Origin of the sequence: Vibrio gallaecicus (genome assembly GCF_024347495.1) — a bacterium.
In the GTDB taxonomy this organism is placed as follows: Bacteria; Pseudomonadota; Gammaproteobacteria; order Enterobacterales; family Vibrionaceae; genus Vibrio; species Vibrio gallaecicus.
The window spans coordinates 1,057,179-1,079,883 of record NZ_AP025491.1; the positions used below are offsets into that span (position 1 = coordinate 1,057,179).

General features: G+C 39.5%; 26 protein-coding genes. 8 read left to right on the forward strand and 18 right to left on the reverse strand.

Features of this window, described 5'->3' with window-relative positions; genetic code table 11:
- Positions 1-27: 27 nt before the first annotated feature.
- From OCU78_RS19635 to OCU78_RS19715, 15 genes are all read right to left on the reverse strand, one after another.
- Positions 28-528, reverse strand: a complete 501-nt coding sequence (locus OCU78_RS19635) for a hypothetical protein (protein WP_137375648.1) — start codon at positions 526-528, stop codon at positions 28-30.
- Between the two features lie 132 nt (positions 529-660).
- On the reverse strand, positions 661-1,191 hold the full coding sequence (locus OCU78_RS19640; RefSeq protein ID WP_137375649.1) for a GNAT family N-acetyltransferase: 531 nt from the start codon (positions 1,189-1,191) through the stop codon (positions 661-663).
- Positions 1,192-1,345: 154 nt separating this feature from the next.
- On the reverse strand, positions 1,346-2,452 hold the full coding sequence (locus OCU78_RS19650) for an ion channel (protein WP_137375650.1): 1,107 nt from the start codon (positions 2,450-2,452) through the stop codon (positions 1,346-1,348).
- Positions 2,453-2,591: 139 nt separating this feature from the next.
- Positions 2,592-3,041: a C-GCAxxG-C-C family protein gene (locus tag OCU78_RS19655; RefSeq protein WP_137375651.1), complete on the reverse strand. Its 450-nt coding sequence runs from the start codon at positions 3,039-3,041 to the stop codon at positions 2,592-2,594.
- A 117-nt stretch (positions 3,042-3,158) separates the two neighbouring features.
- On the reverse strand, positions 3,159-4,019 hold the full coding sequence (locus OCU78_RS19660; RefSeq protein WP_137375652.1) for an FRG domain-containing protein: 861 nt from the start codon (positions 4,017-4,019) through the stop codon (positions 3,159-3,161).
- 205 nt (positions 4,020-4,224) lie between these two features.
- Positions 4,225-4,455, reverse strand: coding sequence for a hypothetical protein (locus OCU78_RS19665; RefSeq protein WP_180033757.1), 231 nt, complete (start codon positions 4,453-4,455; stop codon positions 4,225-4,227).
- A 162-nt stretch (positions 4,456-4,617) separates the two neighbouring features.
- On the reverse strand, positions 4,618-5,040 hold the full coding sequence (locus OCU78_RS19670; protein WP_261856033.1) for a hypothetical protein: 423 nt from the start codon (positions 5,038-5,040) through the stop codon (positions 4,618-4,620).
- A gap of 366 nt (positions 5,041-5,406) precedes the next feature.
- A complete protein-coding gene (locus OCU78_RS19680) occupies positions 5,407-5,667 on the reverse strand; it encodes a Zn-dependent exopeptidase M28 (RefSeq protein WP_137375760.1) in 261 nt (86 codons plus the stop codon).
- A gap of 98 nt (positions 5,668-5,765) precedes the next feature.
- Positions 5,766-6,431 carry a hypothetical protein gene (locus OCU78_RS19685; protein WP_108162568.1) on the reverse strand — a complete coding sequence of 222 codons (666 nt, stop codon included), beginning with the start codon at positions 6,429-6,431 and terminating at the stop codon, positions 5,766-5,768.
- A gap of 139 nt (positions 6,432-6,570) precedes the next feature.
- Positions 6,571-6,993, reverse strand: a complete 423-nt coding sequence (locus OCU78_RS19690; RefSeq protein WP_137375761.1) for a bleomycin resistance protein — start codon at positions 6,991-6,993, stop codon at positions 6,571-6,573.
- A 166-nt stretch (positions 6,994-7,159) separates the two neighbouring features.
- On the reverse strand, positions 7,160-7,465 hold the full coding sequence (locus OCU78_RS19695) for a DUF6678 family protein (protein ID WP_137375762.1): 306 nt from the start codon (positions 7,463-7,465) through the stop codon (positions 7,160-7,162).
- Positions 7,466-7,641: 176 nt separating this feature from the next.
- Positions 7,642-8,145 (reverse strand): DUF4476 domain-containing protein, encoded by a 504-nt coding sequence (locus OCU78_RS19700; protein ID WP_261856045.1) that lies wholly within the window; start codon positions 8,143-8,145, stop codon positions 7,642-7,644.
- A gap of 190 nt (positions 8,146-8,335) precedes the next feature.
- On the reverse strand, positions 8,336-8,545 hold the full coding sequence (locus tag OCU78_RS19705) for a DUF3955 domain-containing protein (protein ID WP_137375795.1): 210 nt from the start codon (positions 8,543-8,545) through the stop codon (positions 8,336-8,338).
- Positions 8,546-9,317: 772 nt separating this feature from the next.
- Entirely contained in the window at positions 9,318-9,875 is a 558-nt protein-coding gene (locus tag OCU78_RS19710; protein WP_137375803.1) for a hypothetical protein, read from the reverse strand.
- Between the two features lie 142 nt (positions 9,876-10,017).
- Entirely contained in the window at positions 10,018-11,031 is a 1,014-nt protein-coding gene (locus OCU78_RS19715) for a hypothetical protein (protein WP_137373863.1), read from the reverse strand.
- 263 nt (positions 11,032-11,294) lie between these two features.
- On the opposite strand from OCU78_RS19715, the gene OCU78_RS19720 reads away from it, so the two are divergent.
- Positions 11,295-12,263, forward strand: a complete 969-nt coding sequence (locus OCU78_RS19720; protein WP_137373862.1) for an integron integrase — start codon at positions 11,295-11,297, stop codon at positions 12,261-12,263.
- Between the two features lie 295 nt (positions 12,264-12,558).
- On the opposite strand, the gene OCU78_RS19725 is transcribed toward OCU78_RS19720, so the two are convergent.
- Entirely contained in the window at positions 12,559-13,443 is an 885-nt protein-coding gene (locus OCU78_RS19725; RefSeq protein WP_137373861.1) for an AraC family transcriptional regulator, read from the reverse strand.
- 184 nt (positions 13,444-13,627) lie between these two features.
- On the opposite strand from OCU78_RS19725, the gene OCU78_RS19730 reads away from it, so the two are divergent.
- The 6 genes from OCU78_RS19730 (at position 13,628) to OCU78_RS19755 (ending at position 19,448) form a co-directional block, all read left to right on the forward strand.
- Positions 13,628-14,776 (forward strand): iron-containing alcohol dehydrogenase, encoded by a 1,149-nt coding sequence (locus tag OCU78_RS19730; RefSeq protein ID WP_137373860.1) that lies wholly within the window; start codon positions 13,628-13,630, stop codon positions 14,774-14,776.
- 205 nt (positions 14,777-14,981) lie between these two features.
- Positions 14,982-15,698: an amino acid ABC transporter ATP-binding protein gene (locus OCU78_RS19735; RefSeq protein WP_137373878.1), complete on the forward strand. Its 717-nt coding sequence runs from the start codon at positions 14,982-14,984 to the stop codon at positions 15,696-15,698.
- Positions 15,698-16,495 carry an amino acid ABC transporter permease gene (locus OCU78_RS19740; RefSeq protein ID WP_137373859.1) on the forward strand — a complete coding sequence of 266 codons (798 nt, stop codon included), beginning with the start codon at positions 15,698-15,700 and terminating at the stop codon, positions 16,493-16,495. The genes OCU78_RS19735 and OCU78_RS19740 overlap by 1 nt, the downstream gene beginning before the upstream one ends.
- 12 nt (positions 16,496-16,507) lie before the next feature.
- The gene (locus OCU78_RS19745) at positions 16,508-17,317 is read left to right on the forward strand and encodes a transporter substrate-binding domain-containing protein (RefSeq protein ID WP_137373858.1); all 810 of its coding nucleotides are present in this window, start codon (positions 16,508-16,510) and stop codon (positions 17,315-17,317) included.
- Between the two features lie 109 nt (positions 17,318-17,426).
- Complete coding sequence (locus OCU78_RS19750; protein WP_137373857.1) at positions 17,427-18,353, forward strand: amino acid ABC transporter permease; 927 nt, start codon at positions 17,427-17,429, stop codon at positions 18,351-18,353.
- Positions 18,354-18,503: 150 nt separating this feature from the next.
- Complete coding sequence (locus OCU78_RS19755; protein WP_137373856.1) at positions 18,504-19,448, forward strand: ADP-ribosylglycohydrolase family protein; 945 nt, start codon at positions 18,504-18,506, stop codon at positions 19,446-19,448.
- A 117-nt stretch (positions 19,449-19,565) separates the two neighbouring features.
- Here the strand turns inward: OCU78_RS19755 and OCU78_RS19760 are convergent, their stop codons facing one another.
- The gene (locus OCU78_RS19760; RefSeq protein ID WP_137373855.1) at positions 19,566-20,858 is read right to left on the reverse strand and encodes an alpha/beta fold hydrolase; all 1,293 of its coding nucleotides are present in this window, start codon (positions 20,856-20,858) and stop codon (positions 19,566-19,568) included.
- A gap of 312 nt (positions 20,859-21,170) precedes the next feature.
- Entirely contained in the window at positions 21,171-21,731 is a 561-nt protein-coding gene (locus OCU78_RS19765; RefSeq protein WP_137373854.1) for an RNA-binding S4 domain-containing protein, read from the reverse strand.
- A 168-nt stretch (positions 21,732-21,899) separates the two neighbouring features.
- On the opposite strand from OCU78_RS19765, the gene OCU78_RS19770 reads away from it, so the two are divergent.
- Positions 21,900-22,679 (forward strand): substrate-binding periplasmic protein, encoded by a 780-nt coding sequence (locus OCU78_RS19770; RefSeq protein WP_137373853.1) that lies wholly within the window; start codon positions 21,900-21,902, stop codon positions 22,677-22,679.
- Positions 22,680-22,705: the final 26 nt, after the last annotated feature.

Sequence of the window (22,705 nt, forward strand, 5' to 3'; positions counted from 1 at the left end):
CGTTGGGAATCTGTCTTAAACGCTTTGTTAGGACAATATCTCACGGTCAATCGAATAGATTTCCATACCTACTACTTTTGCGATTTCAGGGAAGAGTATCATCACATAACTCCCTTTGTGGTCTTCATAAACATACCTCATTTTCGTAAAGACCCCACTCCAGTTTTGAATAAGTGATTCTAATTTCAGTGATATATTCACTTTAGACTCCTCCCTGAGTTGTTTAACATCACTATTATCACGAGCCTTAACTAAGCTATCGAAGTTGTCATTCATTCTTTTACGCATTTCATCGGGCAGCGCCTTGTAAATTTTGTAAAAGTCATGGGAATGATTACCTTTAACTTTAAAATCTTCTCCAAAGATGAGTAGGTACAAGCTTTTGAAATAAAGCTCAAGCGACAGCGCAGCATTCACTTGGCTAGGTAAGAGTAATGTTGGGTGTTGTACAGATGAATGATTCAACACATTCGCAGCTTTCATATAGTCGACAGCTGATTCAAGAATTTTTCTAGCTCGAATGTTCATATTACCTCTATTGTCCTAACGCCCAATTAAGTAGCTGACAACGCTACCAATACACACAAATTTAACACCTAAATCACGGAAGCTAAACCGAGCTGAAAATGCCAAGCGTTGACAGTCTGCTTAAATTGCTTGTTATAAGTGCGTTTTAGCATAAACCATCGTACTATCGAGCTCACCTGACGGCAGTCGCCTTGAGTTAATTAATGTTGCTTCAACCTGATAACCACAACGTATTGCAACAGCCTGACTCTTAAGGTTTGACGCTGCCATTTTAATTTCCACTCGTCGTGCTGATAAGTCATGAAAAGCGTATTGTTCAACCAAACCAACTGCTTCAGTTATGTAGCCAAAACCAGTTTTTGAAGTTTGTAACCAATACCCAATTTCAAAATATGGCACTGATTTATCTCTGACAATAAAACCTACTACGCCTATAAACAACCCGGTTTTCTTTTCAATGATATTAAACCAAAACTCCCCAGTACAACGGGAGAAATTCACCATTGCTTCTTTAATGTTATCTTCAAGAACTTGTTTAGATAATAAGCCTGAAACCCAAGGCAAAAACTGAGAGAGATCTTGCTTAGATTCTTCAATGACCCCATGCATAACATCAATATAATTTAAGGACGGAGGTACCAGTTTAAGTCTTTCACTTTCCATCTAAACTCCGATATTAGGAAGTACTTATAACGCCCTGTTAAGGTGTGAGCAACGCAATACCGAAGCCGCCGCATACCACCTTAAACACTAAAACCAACGCATAGTAAAAATGCCACGCGTTGCGAATCACTCTTAAACAGTTTGTTATACCGTTTTAATGCCGAATAACTTTGCGACTTAAAACACCAACAAACGCAGCGATTAACGACGCACCTACTAGTGCTTCTGACGTACTGATGAGTCTCATTACACCTTGGGAGTTGCTATATGACAAATCGCCATAACCTAAAGTGGAGAATGTAGTAAAAGAGAAGTAAACAGATGTTACAAACGAATTGTCTCCACTCGGATTCCCGACAAAGTAGTAAATCAACGCGTAGAGCAAAGCGACAACTACACTCAAGAGCAGAAGTCTACTTGGTTTTGTACCATAACCTGTTGCCATCCCCCAAATGAGGTCAAATACCCACTCTCTCGCATTTTTCGCTGATTTATCAGCTTTGAAGGCAGAGTATAAGATATGTTTACGGTTTGATGACCGCTCCAAATTTAGAAATTGATCTACTTTGTGCCAAATATTTGCTTGCTCGTATGCAACTCTAAATGCTTTGAGATACTCCGGAATTTCGTGAGGTACCAAAGAGCGAGTTTCCCAGCTTTCTGCTATGCAACCGTCAAATTTTGTTAAATAACTTACCTTAATATTTTCGATTCTAGCGGACTCAAGATAAACACCACGAATGTCCGTTCCAGATAGATCTCCGTTAATTAAGCCAAAACTCCACAAGCAAGCATTCTTAAGATTTGAATCAATGAATCGAGTGCCATAGCCTCCGCTCCCGGCAAAAACGACTCCTTCCAAATTACATTTTTCAAATGTAGCCATTGAAAGCTCAGTCCTCTCAAGATTCGTACCTTTTAAATCGCAGTTGTAGAAGCGAGCATAATTCAGTGACTTGACGGTCCAACTTGAGTTTGCTGGAAATGTTTGATTGTATACATGAATACCTCGGAGGTCGTCTTGCGTTAAAACCCAAAACGCACCATCCCTCATTTCACTTTTCGGGTAGTATGGGTGTCCATAAGGATCTTGGTTGTCCGGGTGTTCTAGTACATATGGGTCTAGTATTGCCCTTATTTCAACGCCACTCTTAACCCCATCAATTACCTCTCTAAGGACTCTTTGACCTAAATCTGTTTCCCATCTATTTTTTATAAAACGTTGAGTTACCAAATCAAACGTAAAACCTTCAGTATCCATATATAACTCTCAAAGAAACGGTATAACGCCCAATTAAGTAGCTGACAACGCTACCAATACACTCAAATTTAACACCTAAATCACTGAAGCCAAACCGAGCTGAAAATGCCAAGCGTTGACAGTCTGCTTAAATTGTTTGTTAGGCATTTTTGCTTAATATTTGCACTGCAATTTGAGCGGCTTTTCTGGTGTAGTTACTACAATTAGATCGAAGGTTATGAGAACGGAAATACTCCATACCCTCTTCAGTTCCTATGTCACAGCCTAAAAGTTTATGGCAGTCTTTTGCACCGAACTCACTTTCAAATTTTTCAACCAATTCCTGCGTTGCTTCGTACGTAGTAGAGACCGTATCACTTAGAGATTCACGACCTAAAACTAAACTAATACCCATAACCGCTCCTGATAGAGCGCCACATGGTCCACACGTTCTGGCCATGCCACTACAAAATCCAGTCGCCATTTTTGAAGCTAAATGCTCATCTACACCTTGATACTCAGCGATAGCAGAAACAACACTTTCTGCGCACAAAAGCCCACTTTCAAAATGAGCTTCAGCTAACCTACCAAATTTAACTGATTCTTCCATGACAACAACCTCCTTAATGCCTAACGCCGCATTAAGGTGTGAGCGACGCTTGGCTATACTTGAGCGAAGCGAAACTGCCAAGCGTTGCGAATCACTCTTAAATGCTTTGTTATACCTTTATGCTTTATACCTTTCTTTTAGATATTCTGCTGTAGTTTCCATTTCTGGGTATATCTTATCTTTCGATAATCCTAATAACTCTAATTGCTCACGCAAAAGTTTTTTATTTGTTACCCTAAATTGCATAGGTTTAAACTCACGGTAATCTGCAAGTTTTTGTTTAGTCCCATTGATACCAAACAATAGAAAAGCACCATCTTGCTTTATGATTCGCCTATTGTTTAGCAAAGGTTTAACGCACCAAATTGATTCAAGGTGTTCTTTATCGATCACATGAGAAAAATAAGGCTTCTCATCCTTAATCTCATGTAATAGGTACTCAATAGGGGTCGTTTTATTAAATCGCCTTATCCATTTAGACTTCTCTTTCTCTTCTACTTCATCTCGTATAGAGCGACTTATGTCCAGCTTGTTATATGGTCTTTTAACTACATTGGAAACTACACTAACAGTATCTGAATCGTAATATTTTATATATTTATTAGGGATATCAAAAACTATGAAATCACCATCAGACTCTTCTTTTTCCTCGTCATATTCGACGGCAAAAAACAATGCAACCAATGGGTTTGTGGTAATGTCCAGTAGCCTTGTTGGTAAACCATAGTGCTGCATCTTGGTGAGAGCTTCAAAAGTTGACTTATTATCTCGAAATTCATCCGGATTTCTAATTATGAATTCTCTAAATAATTCATCTTCTTTTTTAAGAAATCCATCACGATCGATAGATGGCGTAATATTCGGATACTTCTCTTTTTGTCCTCTAAAGAACAAATTCGAGTCAGATTTTTTCACGCTAGCGATCAACTCCAGTAACTTAGGAATTGTATCAATTACTAATTCTTCTTTTTCTTCCATTACAACATATCTCTATGGTTACTCACTGAACTGAAAAAAGGTATAACGCCCAATTAAGTAGCTGACAACGCCACCAATAAACTCAAAGTTACCACCGAAATCACTGAAGCTAAACTGAGTTAAAAATGCCAAGTGTTGGCAGTCTGCTTAAATTGCTTGTTAGTTGCGTAGCTTGCCACTTGCTGAGTAATAGAGATACTGAAGATCAATCTAAGTTATCGGGTGTTTTGAGGTTGGTACCACATACTGTACATTTGTAATCACCAGTTGCTTCACCTTCCATTAACCCACCAATTATTGTAGAAAATAGACCCGAGAAAAAACCTTTAGCTTTTTTCTCAGTTACTTCTTTTGGTTTAGAGAAGCTTTCGTACCTATGCAGCGTTACTTCTTTACAATTACAACAAAACGCTCTTGTTTCTTCAGAACCATACATTTTTACCAATTTGATTACTCCCTGTAAGCTGATTTCTCCCAAGCAACTAACGCCCAATTAAGTAGCTGACAACGCTACCGATACAGTCAAAATGCCACCGAAATCACTGAAGCTAAAATAAGCTGAAAATGCCAATCGTTGGCAGTCTGCTTAAATTGCTTGTTAGGCATTTTCGATTTGCTTTATGCTCAATTGAACTGAAATAATACTCTGTTCTAGCTGTTCAAAGTAAGCTTTAACTACATACCCCAATTCATTCTTTATATATATAAACTCATTTTCTGTGTTAGCGCGAAGCTCTCCAATAACTTGATAATTGTGCTCGCAAAAAATTAAATCCTCATTTTCATCTCTACAGCACCAAACCCCCGTTGGCTCGCTATCTAAGTTTTTCCTTATATCAACACCAAGATTAGAAAGATAACTATATAGCTCTAAGTTTTTCCGAGAAAAAATATGGTAATAAAACTTACAGTCTTCACACTCACAGTCATCAATTATCCTACTTTGCGTTCTATAAAACTCCCTTGTTGCTTCAACATATGAAATCAACTCTATGTCATCGAGCTTGAAAATTCTTCCCATACTTACGACTACCCCAAGCCTAACGCCCTGCTAAGGGGTGAGCAACGCAATACAAAAGCCGCCGCAAACCACCTTAATCACTACATTCAACGCATAGTGAAAATGCCACGCGTTGCGAATCCCTCTTGAGCAGTTTGTTAGTTTGCAAACCCAAAGCGTTGATTTTTCGTTATTTTAAACTTTGCAAACAACAAACCTTATGTATTTTGATGCACTTAAGTCAGGCGTAGTCTCAAAGCGGCTACTCAATGAAACCACGTGGAACAAACAACGCCGCAGAAAACGAACTAACAACACCAAAAAGCGCTTTTGGAAAACCAATCTCACAATGCGGACTTTCAACAAAGCCACTGAAACCACATGAACTTACCACACCAGAGAAAACGCTATTTCAGCGAGTAGTACGACTTTTGTACCGACAAACTCAACGAGCAGAGTTTCAGCAAAAAAGTTCGACTCAGGTAAACCAAAAGTCGCCGCACCAAAAAACAAAACAACCGTTGAACGATGCCAATTTTGAATTTTCACCACGCTAGTTAACACTGAAATTGAACGCCGATAAGACAATTTCAACTTTGAGCTTTTACCACTAGATCTTGCGATATAGCTGCGTTTTTCCTCTTGCAAACTAACGCCCGCTTAAACTGTGAGTTAACGTGTGCCATGTCTGAGCGCTAGCGAGTTCGGCACGCGTTCACGAATCAGATTTAAAGCGTTTGTTAGTTTTATTGTATCTCGAACAAAAACATAGACTTAAAGCCACGACTAATACGATGTTGAATAGCTTCATGCAACTGGCTATGTAACTCATCAAATCTCTTTTTGTGGCTAATGACTTCGCCCATATTCTGCATATTACCACTGACAAAGTGATACAACTGACTGTTCAATGCTGAAGAGACAACACTGATGCTATCAAGGTATTGATTCATTGACTCGTAGTTTTTTATTGCGCTGTCATCTAGACGAACATTCCAGAAGCTAAGCTCACGGTTAGACTTATAAAGGCTTCTTCTCGCTTGGTACAGGTTGCCCCAAACATTATTGAGGTGCTCCACACGTTTGATTGATACGCTTTGATCTTCGACGACAACCCCAGGAGCAGGACATATATGATCATAATGAAAGCGCAGTTCATGTAGGTTTTCTTCAATTTCATCGATCGATGCAATATACCTCTTAGCCGCAATATATGAATCTTCTTTTCGTTTGTTGTTTAACCACTGAAAGTAGGTATAGAAACCAAATGTAAAACCAAGAAAAGTGACGATTAACGTACCAATATCAGTCCACTTTACTGAATCAAACATAGATTCTCGGTCAGTTACCCCAATAAAAAATCCAACGGCTACTAGATAGATCCCAGTAAGCCCAATAACTACTTTCTTCACTACTCAGAAACCTTAATGTGATGAATTCAAATATAAAACTAACGCCGCGTTAAGGTGTGATGCACGCTTGGCTATACTTGAGCGAAGCGAAACCGCCAAGCGTGAGGAATCACTCTTAAACGCTTTGTTATAACGCTGTTTATGACTTCGATTTTTCACCAAGATATTGCGAAAACCTCAAAAGATAACCATCTGGGTCTTGCACGAGAAACTCTCGTTGACCAGATAAACTATCACCAACATCGTACCATGTATCTTTTTGCTCTTTGAACAATGGTACCTCTGCGACTTTCAAACGGTCATAAACTGGCACTATATCTGATAACTCAATTTGGAAATTTACCCCACGACCAAGCGGAGTTTCTAGAGCACCTGTAACCCACGCATTGTCGTGAATTTGCTCTAACATGATTTGTACTTGTTCAAACTCAAGATAGACAAAATCTGGGGATTTTCTTTGACTTCTGATCTTGAACCCTAAAATTTCACAATAGAAATTCAGCGATTTTGAAAAGTCAGATACCGACAACTCTGGCACCATTGGATTCCAATATTCTTCCATATCATTCCTTAATATGTGTGATGAACTCTACTGCGTTATAACGCCCAATTAAGTAGCTGACAACGCTACCAATATACTCAAATTTACCACCTAAATCACTGAAGCAAACCGAACTGAAAATGCCAAGCGTTGACAGTCTGCTTAAATTGCTTGTTATAGGGCGGACTCAAACATAATCGACAAACTGACCATCCGCTATGTAACCGTATACTCTGAAACCATTTTCAATTTCATGACCGGGAAGATTAATTTTCTGTAGTTCAACTCTAATTAATTCATGATGAATAGAACCTTTAGTTTTCAGCTCAACCCATTCGATACAACGAAAGCCACCGATTTCAAAATGATAATACCACTCACCGCTCCAGCTAGAGATATACCCACTTTCTATATCTTTAGTCCGCCACTTGGGGCTATGAGTTTCAAGTGAATACATCTTAAGACGCAGCTCATTCCATTTTGTCTCATTCATTACGCTAAACATAAATATCCGAAGCCCTATAACGCCGCGTTAAGTAGTGAGCAACGCAGCCACCTAACCTAAACCATTGTACCGTAATCACTAAACTCAACTTAAAATAAAAATGCCGAGCGTTGGGAATCTGTCTTAAACGCATTGTTATGTAAATCTTTGCTGTGGCAGTGAAGCTACTTTTCTACATATTCAGTTTCACAGTCAAATCCATTACATCGAATAGTGAAAGTAGTACTATTTTCACTATTCGATGCATTTAAAGTTAAAGAGCTCTTAGAGTTAGTTTTTCCCGAAAACTCTTCCACATATGTATCCACATACGTATCTGCATCTGCATCTGCATCAAGAATATTTAGTATTTTAACTTTACTTGAATCAAAAGATAAAACTTCCATCAACTCTAATAATTCTGAATCAGAATATTCTTCGTGATGACCTCGTAATACTTTAACTACTTTAACTTTTGAAGAATCAAACTCGAAATTCTTTACGAGTTTTATTAACTCGTTAAAAGTCAGGTCTCGGTTTAGAGTATTTACATTTTCTGAAACAAACTTGTTTTTTGTTGAGTCAAAACTAAAAATTTCTACATTTTTCAGTAATTCTTCAGGCTCCATCGCCTGAACGCTTAATGAGTAAATAAAATAAAATATTGCTGATATGATAAGTTTAAACAATTTCGAATTCCTCCATTTATTCGATTTTCATAACGCCCAATTAAGTAGCTGACAACGCTACCTATACACCCAAATTTACCACCTAAATCACTGAAGCTAAATCAAGCTAAAAATGCCAAGCGTTGACAGTCTGCTTAAATTGCTTGTTATAACGAAGGGTCTTCGCGCGCCGGTAGCTTAAAAAATACAATTATTTAGCCTTTCTATGCCTAACGAAGGTAAAAACCACAGCAACCAACGCCAATAGCTGAAAAAGCCAAAATAAGGGGATAAACCCAAATGGTTCTATTAAAAAACCATTCTCATCTACATATGAACCAATAGTGTTATACGCAACTAAACACAAAACTCCGCTGATACAGAAAAGGAAGCTTACTTTATACTTACGAAGAAAATTCATCGGAGCCTCAATATTTGAACATCTAAAATGTTCGACATTTTATAAAGGTATATAGTTCACTCCAGTATGCGCAATAGGCGTTAGGAAAGAGAAGTTATAACGCCCAATTAAGTTGCAGACCAACGCAAACCTGAACCTAAAGCAACGCACCGATTACACCTAAACCAATTGGAACTGAAAATGCCACGCGTTGGCTGTCAGCTTGAATTGCTTGTTATATTTTATATCAATAGGTTGATTTACTTGATAAAGAATTGCGATTTAACTTGGTTTTCTAACTCAACTCACGCGTTGTAATTGAAAATGACGCTTAAAAACAGAAAATCACTTCAATAAGAAGAAATCTAATACTCACCGTTAAAATAGGATAAAGAAGAAAACCGAAATCTTCCAATTTATCAACGGTTGCAAGGCTCATAAAGCAAATATCATTGACGCGACTTTGAGCTAATTACACTTTCAAACAACCTGACTCGAATCCAAAATGAAGCACCCACGAACATTGGCGTGCTTTACGGCTGAAGAGAGCGAGAACTTTGAAAACATGACACTTAACTGCTGAAATAGCCGAAATTGACAGCCAGAGAAACCGACAAGCCACCTACTTCACATTGATTTTAAGACGCTGATTTCGAATAAAATATAACGCCTTGTTAAGTAGCAGCTAACTACCACTATAACCAAACAAAGCCACCATAATCACTGAACTCAACCAAAACAAAATCGCCAAGCGTTAGCTGTCTGCTTGAACAATTTGTTATGTTTTTTACGACTAACTTTTGTTGTCTGATGATACGAAGCTATTAAATAGTATTTCGTATTTCCAACCATCACCAGCAACTACAGTGCAATCTGAAGAATGAACACGAGCATGAAGTACCGCAATAGGGTCTTCAATTTTAGGAAGGGTCAGGTGACTGTGAATCCGCACCCTTGCCCCAGCCAATTCAGGATAGTCCTCATAATATTCCGACTCCATGAACGACGCTGCTCTACGCATTTCTGATAAATCACCGTTACCCGAAAACTTTAGCAAGTCAAACCAATAGGGAATAACCATCAGCAAAGCTAATAATTCTGACAGGTTATTTGCGACTTTGCCCGCTTGTCCTTCAGAGGAAACAAATAGTATCGGTCGTTTTTCTAGATCTAAATTTCCATATGCGAGAAAAACACCACCTGATCCTTCGCCAGCCAAAGCAGTGAAAGGTAAATTAGGGTCTAGTTTTATCCAAGAAAAGTCGTCATTAGCTTGACCCAATTCAAAGTCAAATGACTCACCTAAATCATCAGCTATATCCGCTAACTGAAGCTCCGAATATTTAATCATCGGTTAAACTATCTCCAAAAACATAACGCCGCGTTAAGTAGTGAGCAACGCTACCACGAAACCTAACCATACCACCTTAAACACAAAACCCAACGATGGAATTAAAAATGCCATGCGTTGGGAATCTGTCTTAAACGCTTTGTTAGCTTTTTGTTGCCGCAGCGACCGTTTGCGCTGAATTTTTAACCACCTCAACAATTTTGGTACTTTTTTCTGTAGATGAGTTTTCATTTTGCAGGTAACCAGTTGCACTCTCACTAAATATTGCTCGTGTAGTTTCGACCAATACTGCATCACGAATTCCAGAGTCATCTGTAGCATTTACGAACGCTTGAAATGTCTTGAGTGAATTTGCTTTAAACTTGTTCGCTGCTGACTGGTGCATAGCTGCTTTGTAAAGATTGCCGCACCAAAGAGTCGCTGTTATCAAAAGAACAAGTATTAATATCTTAGAAGATACATACTGTATCGCGCTTGCAGTAGTTGTTATATCTGGCGTCGCAAATAGAAAGTAAACAGCTGATATTAAAGATAGAAATGCCAACACAATTGTAGCTTTTAACCAATTTCCTGCTTGGGTTTGCATAGTTTTAGCTTCTGTATCAAAATCCGCTGTAAAGTGCGCAACACCAACACTAGCCGACGCCTCACGAGCAGCCTGAACTATTTTTTCTATTGCTTCATTTTTACTGCTAATTTCTTTTTTTGTCGTAGTTAACAAATTTTTTGCATCAGAAACCGAACTCGTTAATTGTTTAATATTACTTTGAACTTCGCCTTTTTGATATGCAAGGTAAGGCACATAAATATGAGAAAATTTATAAAAGCTGTCTACGTTACTCTTAACTTCACGAACATATTGATCACGAACACCTGAAGGGTTTGACTGCTCTATTGTAAAATTTCTTATATTGTTGACCGTTTGACTTATAGGTGTTCCATGAGACACTATTTGGTCAGCAACATCGTCAGGTAATTGCTCAAGTGGTAAAACTTTAAAATGATTACATAGCGCATATAGGCGTTCCAAATCCGATTCTGCATTTTCGAAATTTATACTTCCCCAATTAGAATCATAAATAAGATCTGCTATATCAATTTCTGTGATTTCATCCATCAACGACAGTAAATTTTTAACTTGCTCTGTTGAAGCCACAACTTATCTCCTTTGTATAATTGTACTGATAAAAGCTAACGCTTTCTATACATCTAACTGTATACCTAATCACCCACGCTACCGCCACTTCACACAGGCGAAGAACTAAGGATAATATCACGTAACTGATTGAAACACATATCAACTGAGTCTTACTACATGTTATGAACTTGGCAATTAGATTGCAAAGTGTCTCATAATTCTTGAATAACTTAACTTTAGATATAACTGTATATAAATACATACCAAAAAATAAGTTAATCATGAAAAATCAGTTTCTACTCAGTGTGCAAGATCATATGCGGACACGCCATTATGCGAGTAAAACCATTGAGGCATACCTTATGTGGATCAAAAAATACATTATATTCCACAATATGGAGCACCCTTCAAAGTTAAATGAAAAACACGTTGAAAGGTTTTTAAGCTATCTCGCTATAGAAAAAAAGGTAGCCGCCAAAACACAGGCTTTGGCTTTAAATTCGATCAATTTTTTATACCGCGAATATTTCAGAACACCGCTCTCCCTTGAAATGAAGTTTCAAAAATCACAACTAGACAGAAAGCTCCCAGTCGTTTTAACAAAAAATGAGATGTCACAGTTTCTAGTGCATATTGACCCCAAATATAAGCTCCACATAATGCTGCTTTATGGGTCAGGTTTACGCGTAATGGAATGTGTGAGGCTTAGAATACAAGATATTGATTATCATTACGGAGCTATTCGTATATGGCAAGGTAAAGGCGGAAAAAATAGAACGGTAACACTTGCTAAAGAGCTAGTACCCTTACTGAAACAGCAAGAGAGCATAGCGCTAAGCTATTACAAAAAAGATATCAACTCGGCTGGTTATGATGGAGTTTGGCTAAATCAATCTTTACAACGTAAATACCCAAACGCTAGTCTAGACTTTAATTGGCATTATTTGTTTCCCTCAACAAAATTATCTACAGATCCACAGTCCAGTTTATTGAGACGCCATCATATTAATGAAATTGCACTCCAAAGAGCCGTAAAACGAGCAGGTAAAGATGCAGGAATAACTAAAAACATAACCTGCCACACACTGCGACACAGCTTTGCTACTCATCTTTTAGAATCAGGGGCTGATATAAGAACGATACAAGAGCAGCTTGGTCATTCAGATGTAAAAACCACTCAAATTTATACCCACATATTAGATAGAGGTGCCAGTGGTGTTACCAGCCCACTCTCGAATATTATAAATTAAAGAAGGGAGTGTAAAAGTCGTGATTGAGGAGGTGGTAACTCTCTTCTTGTGCAATAAATAATAATGTAGCCAGTAAATTTCATAATATAAAAAAAGCGCATTCAATGCTTCACAAAGGAATTAGAATAACCTCCGTTCTGGCATCAAATGCGCTTTCCACAGAAAAGCATGACTAGTACTTCCCTATAGGGGGCTTAAGTATCCTATGATAGTACATCAAGAAAAAGAGTAGATTGCATATTATAAATTTCCCCTTTTTGTTTCCCAGCTAGACACTATAACTTCTAGTTAACGACTAAATTGCTCTTGGAGTAGCGTTAAAGTGACGTTTAAATTCTCTGCTAAATTGAGAAGGACTCGAATAGCCAACTCTTCTTGCTGCATCACTTATTCTCATGCCTTCTATCTGAATGAGATCTTTTGCCTTGTTTAATCGAACTTTTTTCAGATACTGCAAAGGGGATTCAAAGGTCACATTTCTAAACGCATTATGGAAAGCTGACACACTCATATTCGCTTCTTCAGCCAATGATTGAACAGTGATTGTTTGATCGTATTCCTCATGAACTTTAGATAGCGCTTTAGCCACTCTTGCGTAATGCCCATCTTGATGAGCCAGATCAAATAGAACGCGTCCTTCAGCTCCAGTTAATGCTCTATAAACAATTTCATCAATTAAAGCATCACCTAAGATATTGGCTTCTATTTCACAATGAAGTGTTTTCATTAAGCGAGTGCAGCTATCTAACATTAGCGCTTCCATTTCTGTCGATTCAAGACCACTACTGCCCGCTTTATGTTTATTGCAGTAACTTTCTAAAAAGCCTTGTTCCTCTAGTTGCTTAACGAGTTTATGCAGCCGTTTGGGATCAATCGTAATCGATAAACCCAATAAAGGTTCTCCATCAATTGGCATGGCTTCACACTCTAATGGCATAGGGACACCAACGACCAAGTAATCTCCCGCGGCATAAGTGACTGGACGATCACCGATGTAGATATTTTTGCGCCCTTGAGCAAGTAAGATGATCCCCGATTCATAAGTAAAAGGCTGCCGACCGTTACCATTACTGCTTCTATAAAGCCAAACACCGTCTATTTCAGTTTCTTTGATCCCTTCAAGATCATTCCAACCTTTTTTATCTACATAAGACTGCATCAAGTTCGCGAGAGTTTGCATAAATAGAGCCTGTTCCAACCAATTTTAATCTCTGAAGAATAACAACAATGTAGAAATAGGCAATTATTTTGGAGAAATCACTCTTTAACCACGATAAGAACAGTACTAATATGCAAATATACAAACAAAACAATAATCAAATGCGCTGATTTAAGGCATGTTGAACTTACACAAGGAATTAGCAATGCAATTCACATACGTCAACCCTACAGTTATCCACTTTGGACAAGGTCAAATCCAAAGTATCAGCAATTCAGTTGAATCATCTCAAAAGGTTTTAGTGATCTATGGTGGCGGTTCAATTAAAAACAATGGTGTTTATGACCAAGTAACTGAAGCACTTAAAAATCACTCTTGGGTAGAATTCTCAGGTGTTGAAGCGAATCCAACAAAGGAAACCCTAGATAAAGCGGTTGCGATTGTTAAAGAGCAAGACATTGATTTCATCATCGCAGTTGGTGGTGGTTCAGTTATTGATGGTTCTAAGTATGTTGCTGCTGCAGCGAAATACGATGGTGACGGCTGGGATATCCTGCAAGGTAAACACCAAATCACTGAAGCAACACCAATTGGCGCAATTTTAACGCTTCCAGCAACAGGTTCTGAGTCGAATATGGGTGCGGTGATTACTCGAAAAAAAACTCAAGAAAAACTTCCGTTCATGCACCCTGCTGTTCAGCCTAAGTTCGCTGTAATGGACCCGGATGTAATGAAATCTCTGCCAGAACGTCAGCTAGTAAATGGTCTTGTTGATGCATGGGTTCACGTATGTGAGCAGTACATCACCATGCCAACTAATGCTATGGTTCAAGAAGGTTACGCTGAAACGCTTCTGAAAAACCTGCTTGTTCTTGGTAAGCAATATGATGAACGCGACAATGATGAATGGCGTGCGAACCTAATGTGGACAGCAAACCAAGCTCTGAACGGTTTAATTGGTACTGGCGTTCCTCAAGATTGGGCAACGCACATGATTGGTCATGAATTCACTGCGCTTTGGCATGTAGACCACGCTCGTTCGTTAGCGATTGTTCAACCATCTTTACTTCGTAACCAAATCGAAGTGAAACGTGGCAAGCTAGAGCAAATGGGTAAGAATGTATTCTGTTTAGAAGCAGGCTCTGATTTGGCTGAACGCACGATCAGCGCTATTGAAGATTTTTACCATAGCTTAGATGTTGCAACAGAGTTTTCAGATTACGAGGCAGACAAGCCTACGGCTATTGATCGCATTATTTCTCAACTTGAGTCACACGGTTTTGTTCAACTCGGTGAAAACCAAGCAATTACTATTGAAAAAACACGTGAGATTCTAGAGTCTGCGGTTCAATAATTAATTAGTAAAAGATGTTAAGTTGATGACTTAAGATCGATTGTATATAAAATCAGCGGTATTTTTACCGCTGATTTTTCGTTTAAGCACAAAGCTTTACTTATCACCCATAAGCCAAGATTTTTATGTGCAATCGCATTTCTATCTTGTTATGGTGAACCATACCGCAGATATGTATGAAAAGAATTTGAACAGTCACCAACAAATGGTTGAGTTTAACGCACTTAACAAATGGTATGGCGATTTCCATGCCCTTAAGAATATTGATTTAAGTATCCAACAAGGTGAAATTGTTGTGATTTGTGGACCTTCTGGTTCGGGTAAATCCACACTTATTCGCTGTATCAACCAACTAGAGCCCTTTGAGTCAGGTGAATTAACCGTTAGGCAGCAATCTTTGCCTTGCCAGTTCAATACACCAGGAAAAGTAGGAATGGTATTCCAGCATTTCCATTTATTCCCACACTTAACCGTGCTTGAAAACCTCACTTTATCCCCTATTCGAACTTTAAAAATGAATAAGTCAGACGCCGAATCTCTGGCAATGCATTATTTAGAACGAGTACACATAGCTGAACAAGCTCATAAATACCCTGTTCAATTATCGGGAGGGCAGCAGCAGCGCGTGGCTATTGCACGTTCACTTTGTATGAAACCCGAACTGTTATTATTTGATGAACCAACATCAGCACTCGACCCTGAAATGATTAATGAAGTCCTCGATGTAATGGTCGAACTTGCAAGTGAAGGGATCACTATGGTGTGTGTGACACACGAGATGGGGTTTGCTAAACAAGTAGCTGACCGAGTCATCTTTATGGATGAAGGGCAAATTGTAGAATCGAACACACCTCAAGCTTTGTTCGAGAACCCTCAGCATATACGTACTCAAACTTTCCTAAATCAAATTCTCACTTACTGATGATCATACGAATTTTTAAACCCGTGATTTCAGCTCTTTTTCAGATTAGCCTGCTAGCTTTCGCAATTGGGTGGATTTTAGATTCTGGTGCACAATCTATGGGCTATAGCTGGCAATGGGATCGTGTGCCCGATTACATTGCCTTCTATGAAGATGGTGAATGGTGGCCTGCCGAGCTGATTGAAGGTTTGCTTGTCACCATTAAGATTTCTTTACTATCCTTAATCGCGACTCTATTCATTGGCTTAGTAACGGCATTACTTCGAAATTCTGATTCGATCGTCGGTCGGACGATTGCCACCAGTTATGTAGAGCTAATTAGAAACACACCGCTCCTAGTACAAATTTATTTGCTCTATTTTGTGTTTGGTCCTGTGATTGGATTAGACCGATTCAGTACTGCAGTACTGGCGCTGGCATTGTTTCAAGGTGCTTACACAGCTGAAATATTCCGTTCTGGTTTGAATGGTATTGCTAAAGGGCAATTTGAAGCAGCTCAATCGTTAGGGCTATCGAAAGCTTTTACTTACTGGGATGTTATTTTACCTCAAGTGGTTCAACGAACACTGCCACCACTGACCAACGAAGTCATATCATTAATAAAGAATTCCTCTATTGTGAGTGTCATGGCGATATTCGACCTAACAACAGAGGCCAGAAACATTGTTTCTGAAACTGCGATGCCATTTGAGATTTGGTTCTCAGTTGCCATCATTTACTTAGCGCTTACACTTTCACTTTCTGCCGTTTCCGCTTGGCTTGAGCATAAGCTCGGAGCCAACTGGCGAACTCAATAAGGATTTATCAGCATGAAGCTATTTAAAACCGCAATCACTGCCCTACTGACGCTAGCCGTTAGCTTGCCGGCACTTGCTGCATCAACACCGAATTTAGATAAGATCAACGACCGGGGCACTCTACGTGTAGGAATGTCGACTTTCGTTCCTTGGGCCATGCGCAATAAACAAGGCGATCTGGTTGGTTTTGAAATTGATGTGGCAAAGCAACTGGCGAAAGATTCTGGATGGAAAGTAGAATTTGTTCCAACCGCGTGGGATGGCATTATCCCTTCTCTACTTTCTAAGAAGTTCGATGTGATCATCGGCGGTATGTCGATTACTGAAGCTCGCGCGAAAAGCGTGTTATTTACCGCGCCTTACTCTCACTCAGGCGTTCAACTAGCCGCAAACAAAGAATTAGCAGAAGGTTTTACTCAGATTGATGATTTTAACTCTCGCCGCGTGAAAATTGCTGCTCGCCGTGGGGCATTCACAGTGCAAGTTGCACGTGAGACCTTCCCTAAAGCGAAAGTTCTACAATTCGATGACGATGCTCAAGCTTTCCAAGAAGTGTTAAACGGCAATGCCCATGCGGTTATCGCCTCTAGCCCAAAGCCTGAACATGAAAGTATTAAAAATTCAGACACTCTCTTTATTCCTTTTACAGAACGGTTATCTAAAGGCAATGAAGCTTTTGCTGTACGTTTAGGTGAAACGGATAAAGCAGAGTTCTTTGACCAGTGGATTCAAAAGCGTACTGAAGATGGTTGGTTACAAGAGCGCTATGAATATTGGTTCGCCACATTAGATTGGCAAGATCAGATAGCTCAAGGTCAGTAAGCACGCTATCTATTATCATCTAACCGTTAGGAGACTCTTATCTGTTAGGTGATTATTACCTGTTAATTTAACAAAAATCAGCTAAACCAACCCAGCCAATAGGTCCTTTGTGAGCAGTACTAGCAACGCATATTCAGTTAAACCCAATACGAATAACAAGCCTTGGTTTCGTCGTCTTAATTTGCTCGATGGAATACTGCTTGCCGTGCTCGCTGTATTCTCAATTTGGTTATATTACCGTTCCTCCATTGGTATTAATTACCAATGGCGATGGAATGAGGCCTTCTCACTTATTTTCATTCCGCCTTCCAGCGGTAACGTTCCTTACTTTTTTCAAGGTTTGATCGCCACATTGCGATTAAGCCTATGGAGCATGGCATTAGCCTTATCATTTGGCACCGTATTAGGCGTCGCTCGCCATTCAAAAATTGCATTCTTCCGAACCCCTGCGCTTTTATTTATTCAATTAGTGCGCAATATCCCACCTTTGGTATTCGTATTCATTTTTTACTTCTTCGTCTCTAATCAACTCATCCCGTTATTAGACTTAGAAGAATTGTTAAGAGAGCACAATGGCGATATCAATCAGGTACAAGCTTTCTTATTTGGTCCAGCTAATTTGTGGGAAAATTTAGCCTCAGGTGTCATTTGTATTGGATTACTGTCTTCTGCTTACATTGCTGAAGTTATTCGTGCGGGCTTAGAAAGCGTGCCTAAAGGACAATGGGAAGCCGCAGATTCGCTTGGGCTTTCTGCCTTCGCTAAATACCGCTTTGTTATTGGGCCACAAGTATTGACTGCCATCACCCCACCTTTGGCCGGGCAGGCTATTTCTTTAGTAAAAGATACCTCGATTGTCTCGCTAATTTCTATTCAGGAAATGACGTTTGTCGGTACTGAAATGGCTAACTCATCCGGTCTTATTTTTGAAATTTGGCTGATTGTTGGCGCCGTTTACTTTTCACTTTGCTTTATGCTGTCTCAATTATTCAAATCCATAGAGAAACGTTCGAGTATTTATTTGAATCTTCAATAGTCTGGAAATGAAAATCCACAATCTAATATATTCTGTAAGCTATACATTTGGTTACGTTGCTCACAGCAATTACATTGATAGTAAAGGATTCGCACGTTTAACTCGTTTGAAACCTATACTTTGATCATTCAATTCATACATGAGTTATCTATGGATCAACATAAAGAAAAAGCTTACCACGCCGTTGTTGGCGCTTTGGTCGGGGATGTCGCTTCTATGGGGTTACATTGGCTCTATGACCAACAACAGATAATCAAAGTAGCTGGCAAGCACCCCGAATTTCATGCACCAGACAGGTTCGACTATCAAGACAAAGGCTACTTTGCCCACTCCGGAAAATCAGTTGGGGATCATTCTCAATATGGCGCGCAAGTTTTAGCAATGGTCGATGCGCTGACTTGTGCAAAAGCGTACTCCGAGAAATGCTATATCGAACACTTTAGAGAGTGGTTCGATTTTGGTGGGTACTGGGTCGGTTACATAGATAAACCAACAAAAATAACCTTACAAAACATCCACCAGCAGGAAGCTAACGGGTTACCTGTCACGCGATGTGGCGCTGACGACACTCAGTTACCGGCTATTTCCAAGCTCATTCCCTTAATCGCCTGTTTTCACACCTCTAACGAGCTGCCAGCTATGGTAGAAAGCGCAGTAAGAGTAACGAATAACAATGATAAAGCGGTTGAGTGGGCTCATGCACTTACCTTACTTCTGCAAGCTGCTATTCAAGGACACACACCAATGCAGTGTGTCGAAATGGTCAGACAAACTTGTAGTTCATTCATACACGAACAAGTGAACTTAGCTCTAGCTGAACCTGAACTATCAATAACCGAAGCTGCTCAGAAATTTGGATTGCATTGTGATTTAGCCGCCGCATTTCCTGTGATTATTCGTATTGTGGCAACGGCAAAAAGCTACGAACAAGGGATTCGAGACAACATTCTATGTGGAGGTGATAATTGCGGGCGTTCTATCATTATTGGGGCTGTACTTGCTGCAGGATACTTTGATGAAGAAGGTTCTATTCCTTGTGAATGGCTTGCCCAACTAAACCTGAATGGCAAGGTACTCGCCTTACCCATCCAATAAGATACCCCTTCAATAAAATATCGCTTCCAGTAAAAAGCGCTGTGATAATACAGCGCTTTTTTTCAAGACTTTAAGCAGCCCACTTTTCTAATCAAACAAATTGAAAAACAGTCCGAATTATTTAGGCAAATTGTCTAATGCATTTGCCATAGTGATCAATCGGTCTAGAATACGCTCGCCATCCACACCAATACCATTATGTTCATATTCATTGGTAATCCACGCCTTAGCCATTGGTATGTTAGACAGCGTCTCACGCGTATAATCAAGCTCAACATACATATCGTCAGCGTATGCGGCACACGCTACTGGCACAGTGTTTTGGCTCAATACGTTTGCATCATAGACATCACACCAATCTTGCTTCTCAGCCAATAGGTTTGCAGCTTCACGAAGAGGTTTCAATGTTGCTAGTTGCTCGAACATCCATGGGTAAACCATTTCCCCGGTAAACCAAAACTCACTGCCCGTTTGGTAGTTATATTGCGGGTACTGCTGACGAACGCGATGTGCAGACCAATTTGATGCAAAGCCCTGGCAGTAAATCGATTCATGCAAAATGGCATAAATTGGATTCGTTAAATATCCCTGCTCTTGCTGCATTTGATTTAAAAAGCTATAGCTCAGTTGTCTTTCGCCATTCACATCAATAAACGCACTTTCTAATGTGAAGTAAAGCGGCATATTAGCCCCACCACGCCCTAAGTTAATACCAATCAATTGGAACTGTTCAACGGTAAACTGCTGACCATTAGGCAGCCTTACATCGTTAATTAGTAAGTAATCTGCAATTTCACGACACATCACTTGCGCTTCAGGGAACTGAGCAAAAAATGCATTGTTTTTGTCTGTCACACGTTTATAGGTTGCTTGGTACACATCATCGGCATGGCGAGAAATAGAAGGAATACCGCCAGTCACATAACAACGTAACAAGCTTTGAGGGAATAAAGATAAGTAAGACAATGTACAGAACCCACCAAAGCTTTGCCCAAGCGTTGCCCATTGGTTCACACCTAGCTTTTCACGAATCGCTTCTGCGTCTCTTACAATGTTATCAGCTCTAAAGTGAGTCAAGTATTGCACTTGTTGCTCACAAGACAGATGTGCCAGAGATTCTTGATTCACTGGTGTGCTGTGGCCGGTGCCACGCTGATCCAATAGCAGCACTCGGTAGTCTTGCAATGCACGCTTTAACCAACCAGATTCACCACTAGCTCTTGGAGAAGGAAAACCAGGACCACCTTGAAAGTACACTAACCAAGGAAGATCTTGATTGTCTTTTGAGAGACTGACGAGTTCACGGGCAAAAACTTGAATGTGTTGCCCTTGCTGATCTTCATAGTTAAGAGGTAATTGAAAATTATGTTGGCGATACAGTGTTGTTCCATCAATAAAGCTCGTTTGCACCTGAATTTCCTTTTTATTTGTAAGATTACGACTAATTTATAAGGTTGCGACTTAAATTGAAGTGCGGAAAATCATCAAATGAATAATTGCCGATATGCACCTCAAACAACAAAATATTAACACTAATCCACGGGAGAAACCGCTCATTAATGTTAAGAAGATCTTTCATCTGCGTGGATAAGTCTTCATAGATAAGTCTGCTTAAAAAAGCTTCACCCATAAAAAAGCCCGCGATTAGGTTCGCGGGCTTTTTAATAATTAACTGACCGAGTTAGGTAGGCAGAATTGAACAGCTATACAGCCTTACCGTAATTAGAAGAAGCTAATCGAATGGCGACCACTTTTTTGATCACGTTCTGCTTTTGGCTTGTCTTCTGTTTTCGCTTTCTTTGCCTGATTCGATTTACTCGCTTTATTTGATTTATTCGAATTGTTTGCAGACTTTTTCGGTTCTGCTTTGGCGCTTAGAGGGTGCGAACTGTTTTTCTTATTTTCTTTGCTCTGAGCATTTTTTTTATTTGCTGTTTTTGATTTAGCTGGCTTCTTCGCAGCTGGCACTTTTTCTGGTTTTGCTACCACTTCTTGTACAGGCTGATCACACACAACCACGTAATACTCTTGATTGAATTCAAAGAAGTCACCGTCGTACATTTTGCGGCGTTTACGGGTTTCCAGTTCCCCATTAACGGCTACATAACCTTCAGAAATAATGTGCTTGGCTTCGCCGCCACCGCTCACAAGGTTAGCGATTTTAAAAACTTTATATAACTCAATAGGTTGAGAAGAAACATCTACACCCAGAGCTTCAATTTCAATTTCTTCGCCTTCTTCATCACCAACATAGTCAGCGTCTTCGTAATATTCTTGTTCCATGTTGATTCTTACCTAAAACTAAATTCTAAACTGATTGCGCGCAGTGTAATGCCAAAAGGCATAAATAACCACGTTCTATTTAAAAACAATGATGGCATGTAATTACGCTATTTATGTCTCTCTATGTAGACTACAGTTAATAGTAAAGTCAATATTACAAAGGATTGTATGCGCATACTTTTGGTTTTATGTTTATGGCTGGGATTCAACCAATCACTTACCGCTAAGCAAATCCCCGTGACGGTTTATGCCGATGATGCTTATCCGCCATACAGTTTTGTAAGTGAGGGGGCAGCCAAAGGGATCTACTCTGATATTATGCGATTGGCTTTCAGTCGCATGCCACGCTACAACGTCACAATAAAGCCGACTCCATTTAAGCGAGGGTTAAAACTTCTTGAAGCAGGTAGAGGTTTTGCCCTTTATCCACCCTATTTCTACCCTAATCAACGCCATTATATAAATCCTTACTCTGTTCCTATTCTGCAAGAAGAAGTCGTGGTGTATTGCAATACAAAGCCGGCGGTCAGTACTTCTTGGCCAGACGATTTTTATGGTTTGAAGATTGGTATCAACAATTCCTTTGCCATTGGCGGAGAGCAGTTTTGGATAGCGGAAAAAGAAGACAAACTAACAATTGAGCCAGCGTTAGATAACCGTGAAAACATCTTAAAGCTCAAAACAAATCGCATAGATTGCTACATCAATGACAAGCTATCGATTCTTTGGGAAATAAAACGAATGAAGCTTTCTGGTGATCTGCATGAGGAACGAGAGTTTGAACTTGGTATCAGTGTCAGCACAGAGCAAGGTTACTTGGCATTTTCCGCCGATACAGATAACCGTTATCCATTTAAAGAACACTTTGTTAAGCAGTTCAACGCCATCATTCTTGAGATGCAAAACAATGGCGAGATTACAAATCTACTCAAGCGGTATATAAACTAGTTTACTTAACCGCTATGAAGATTAGT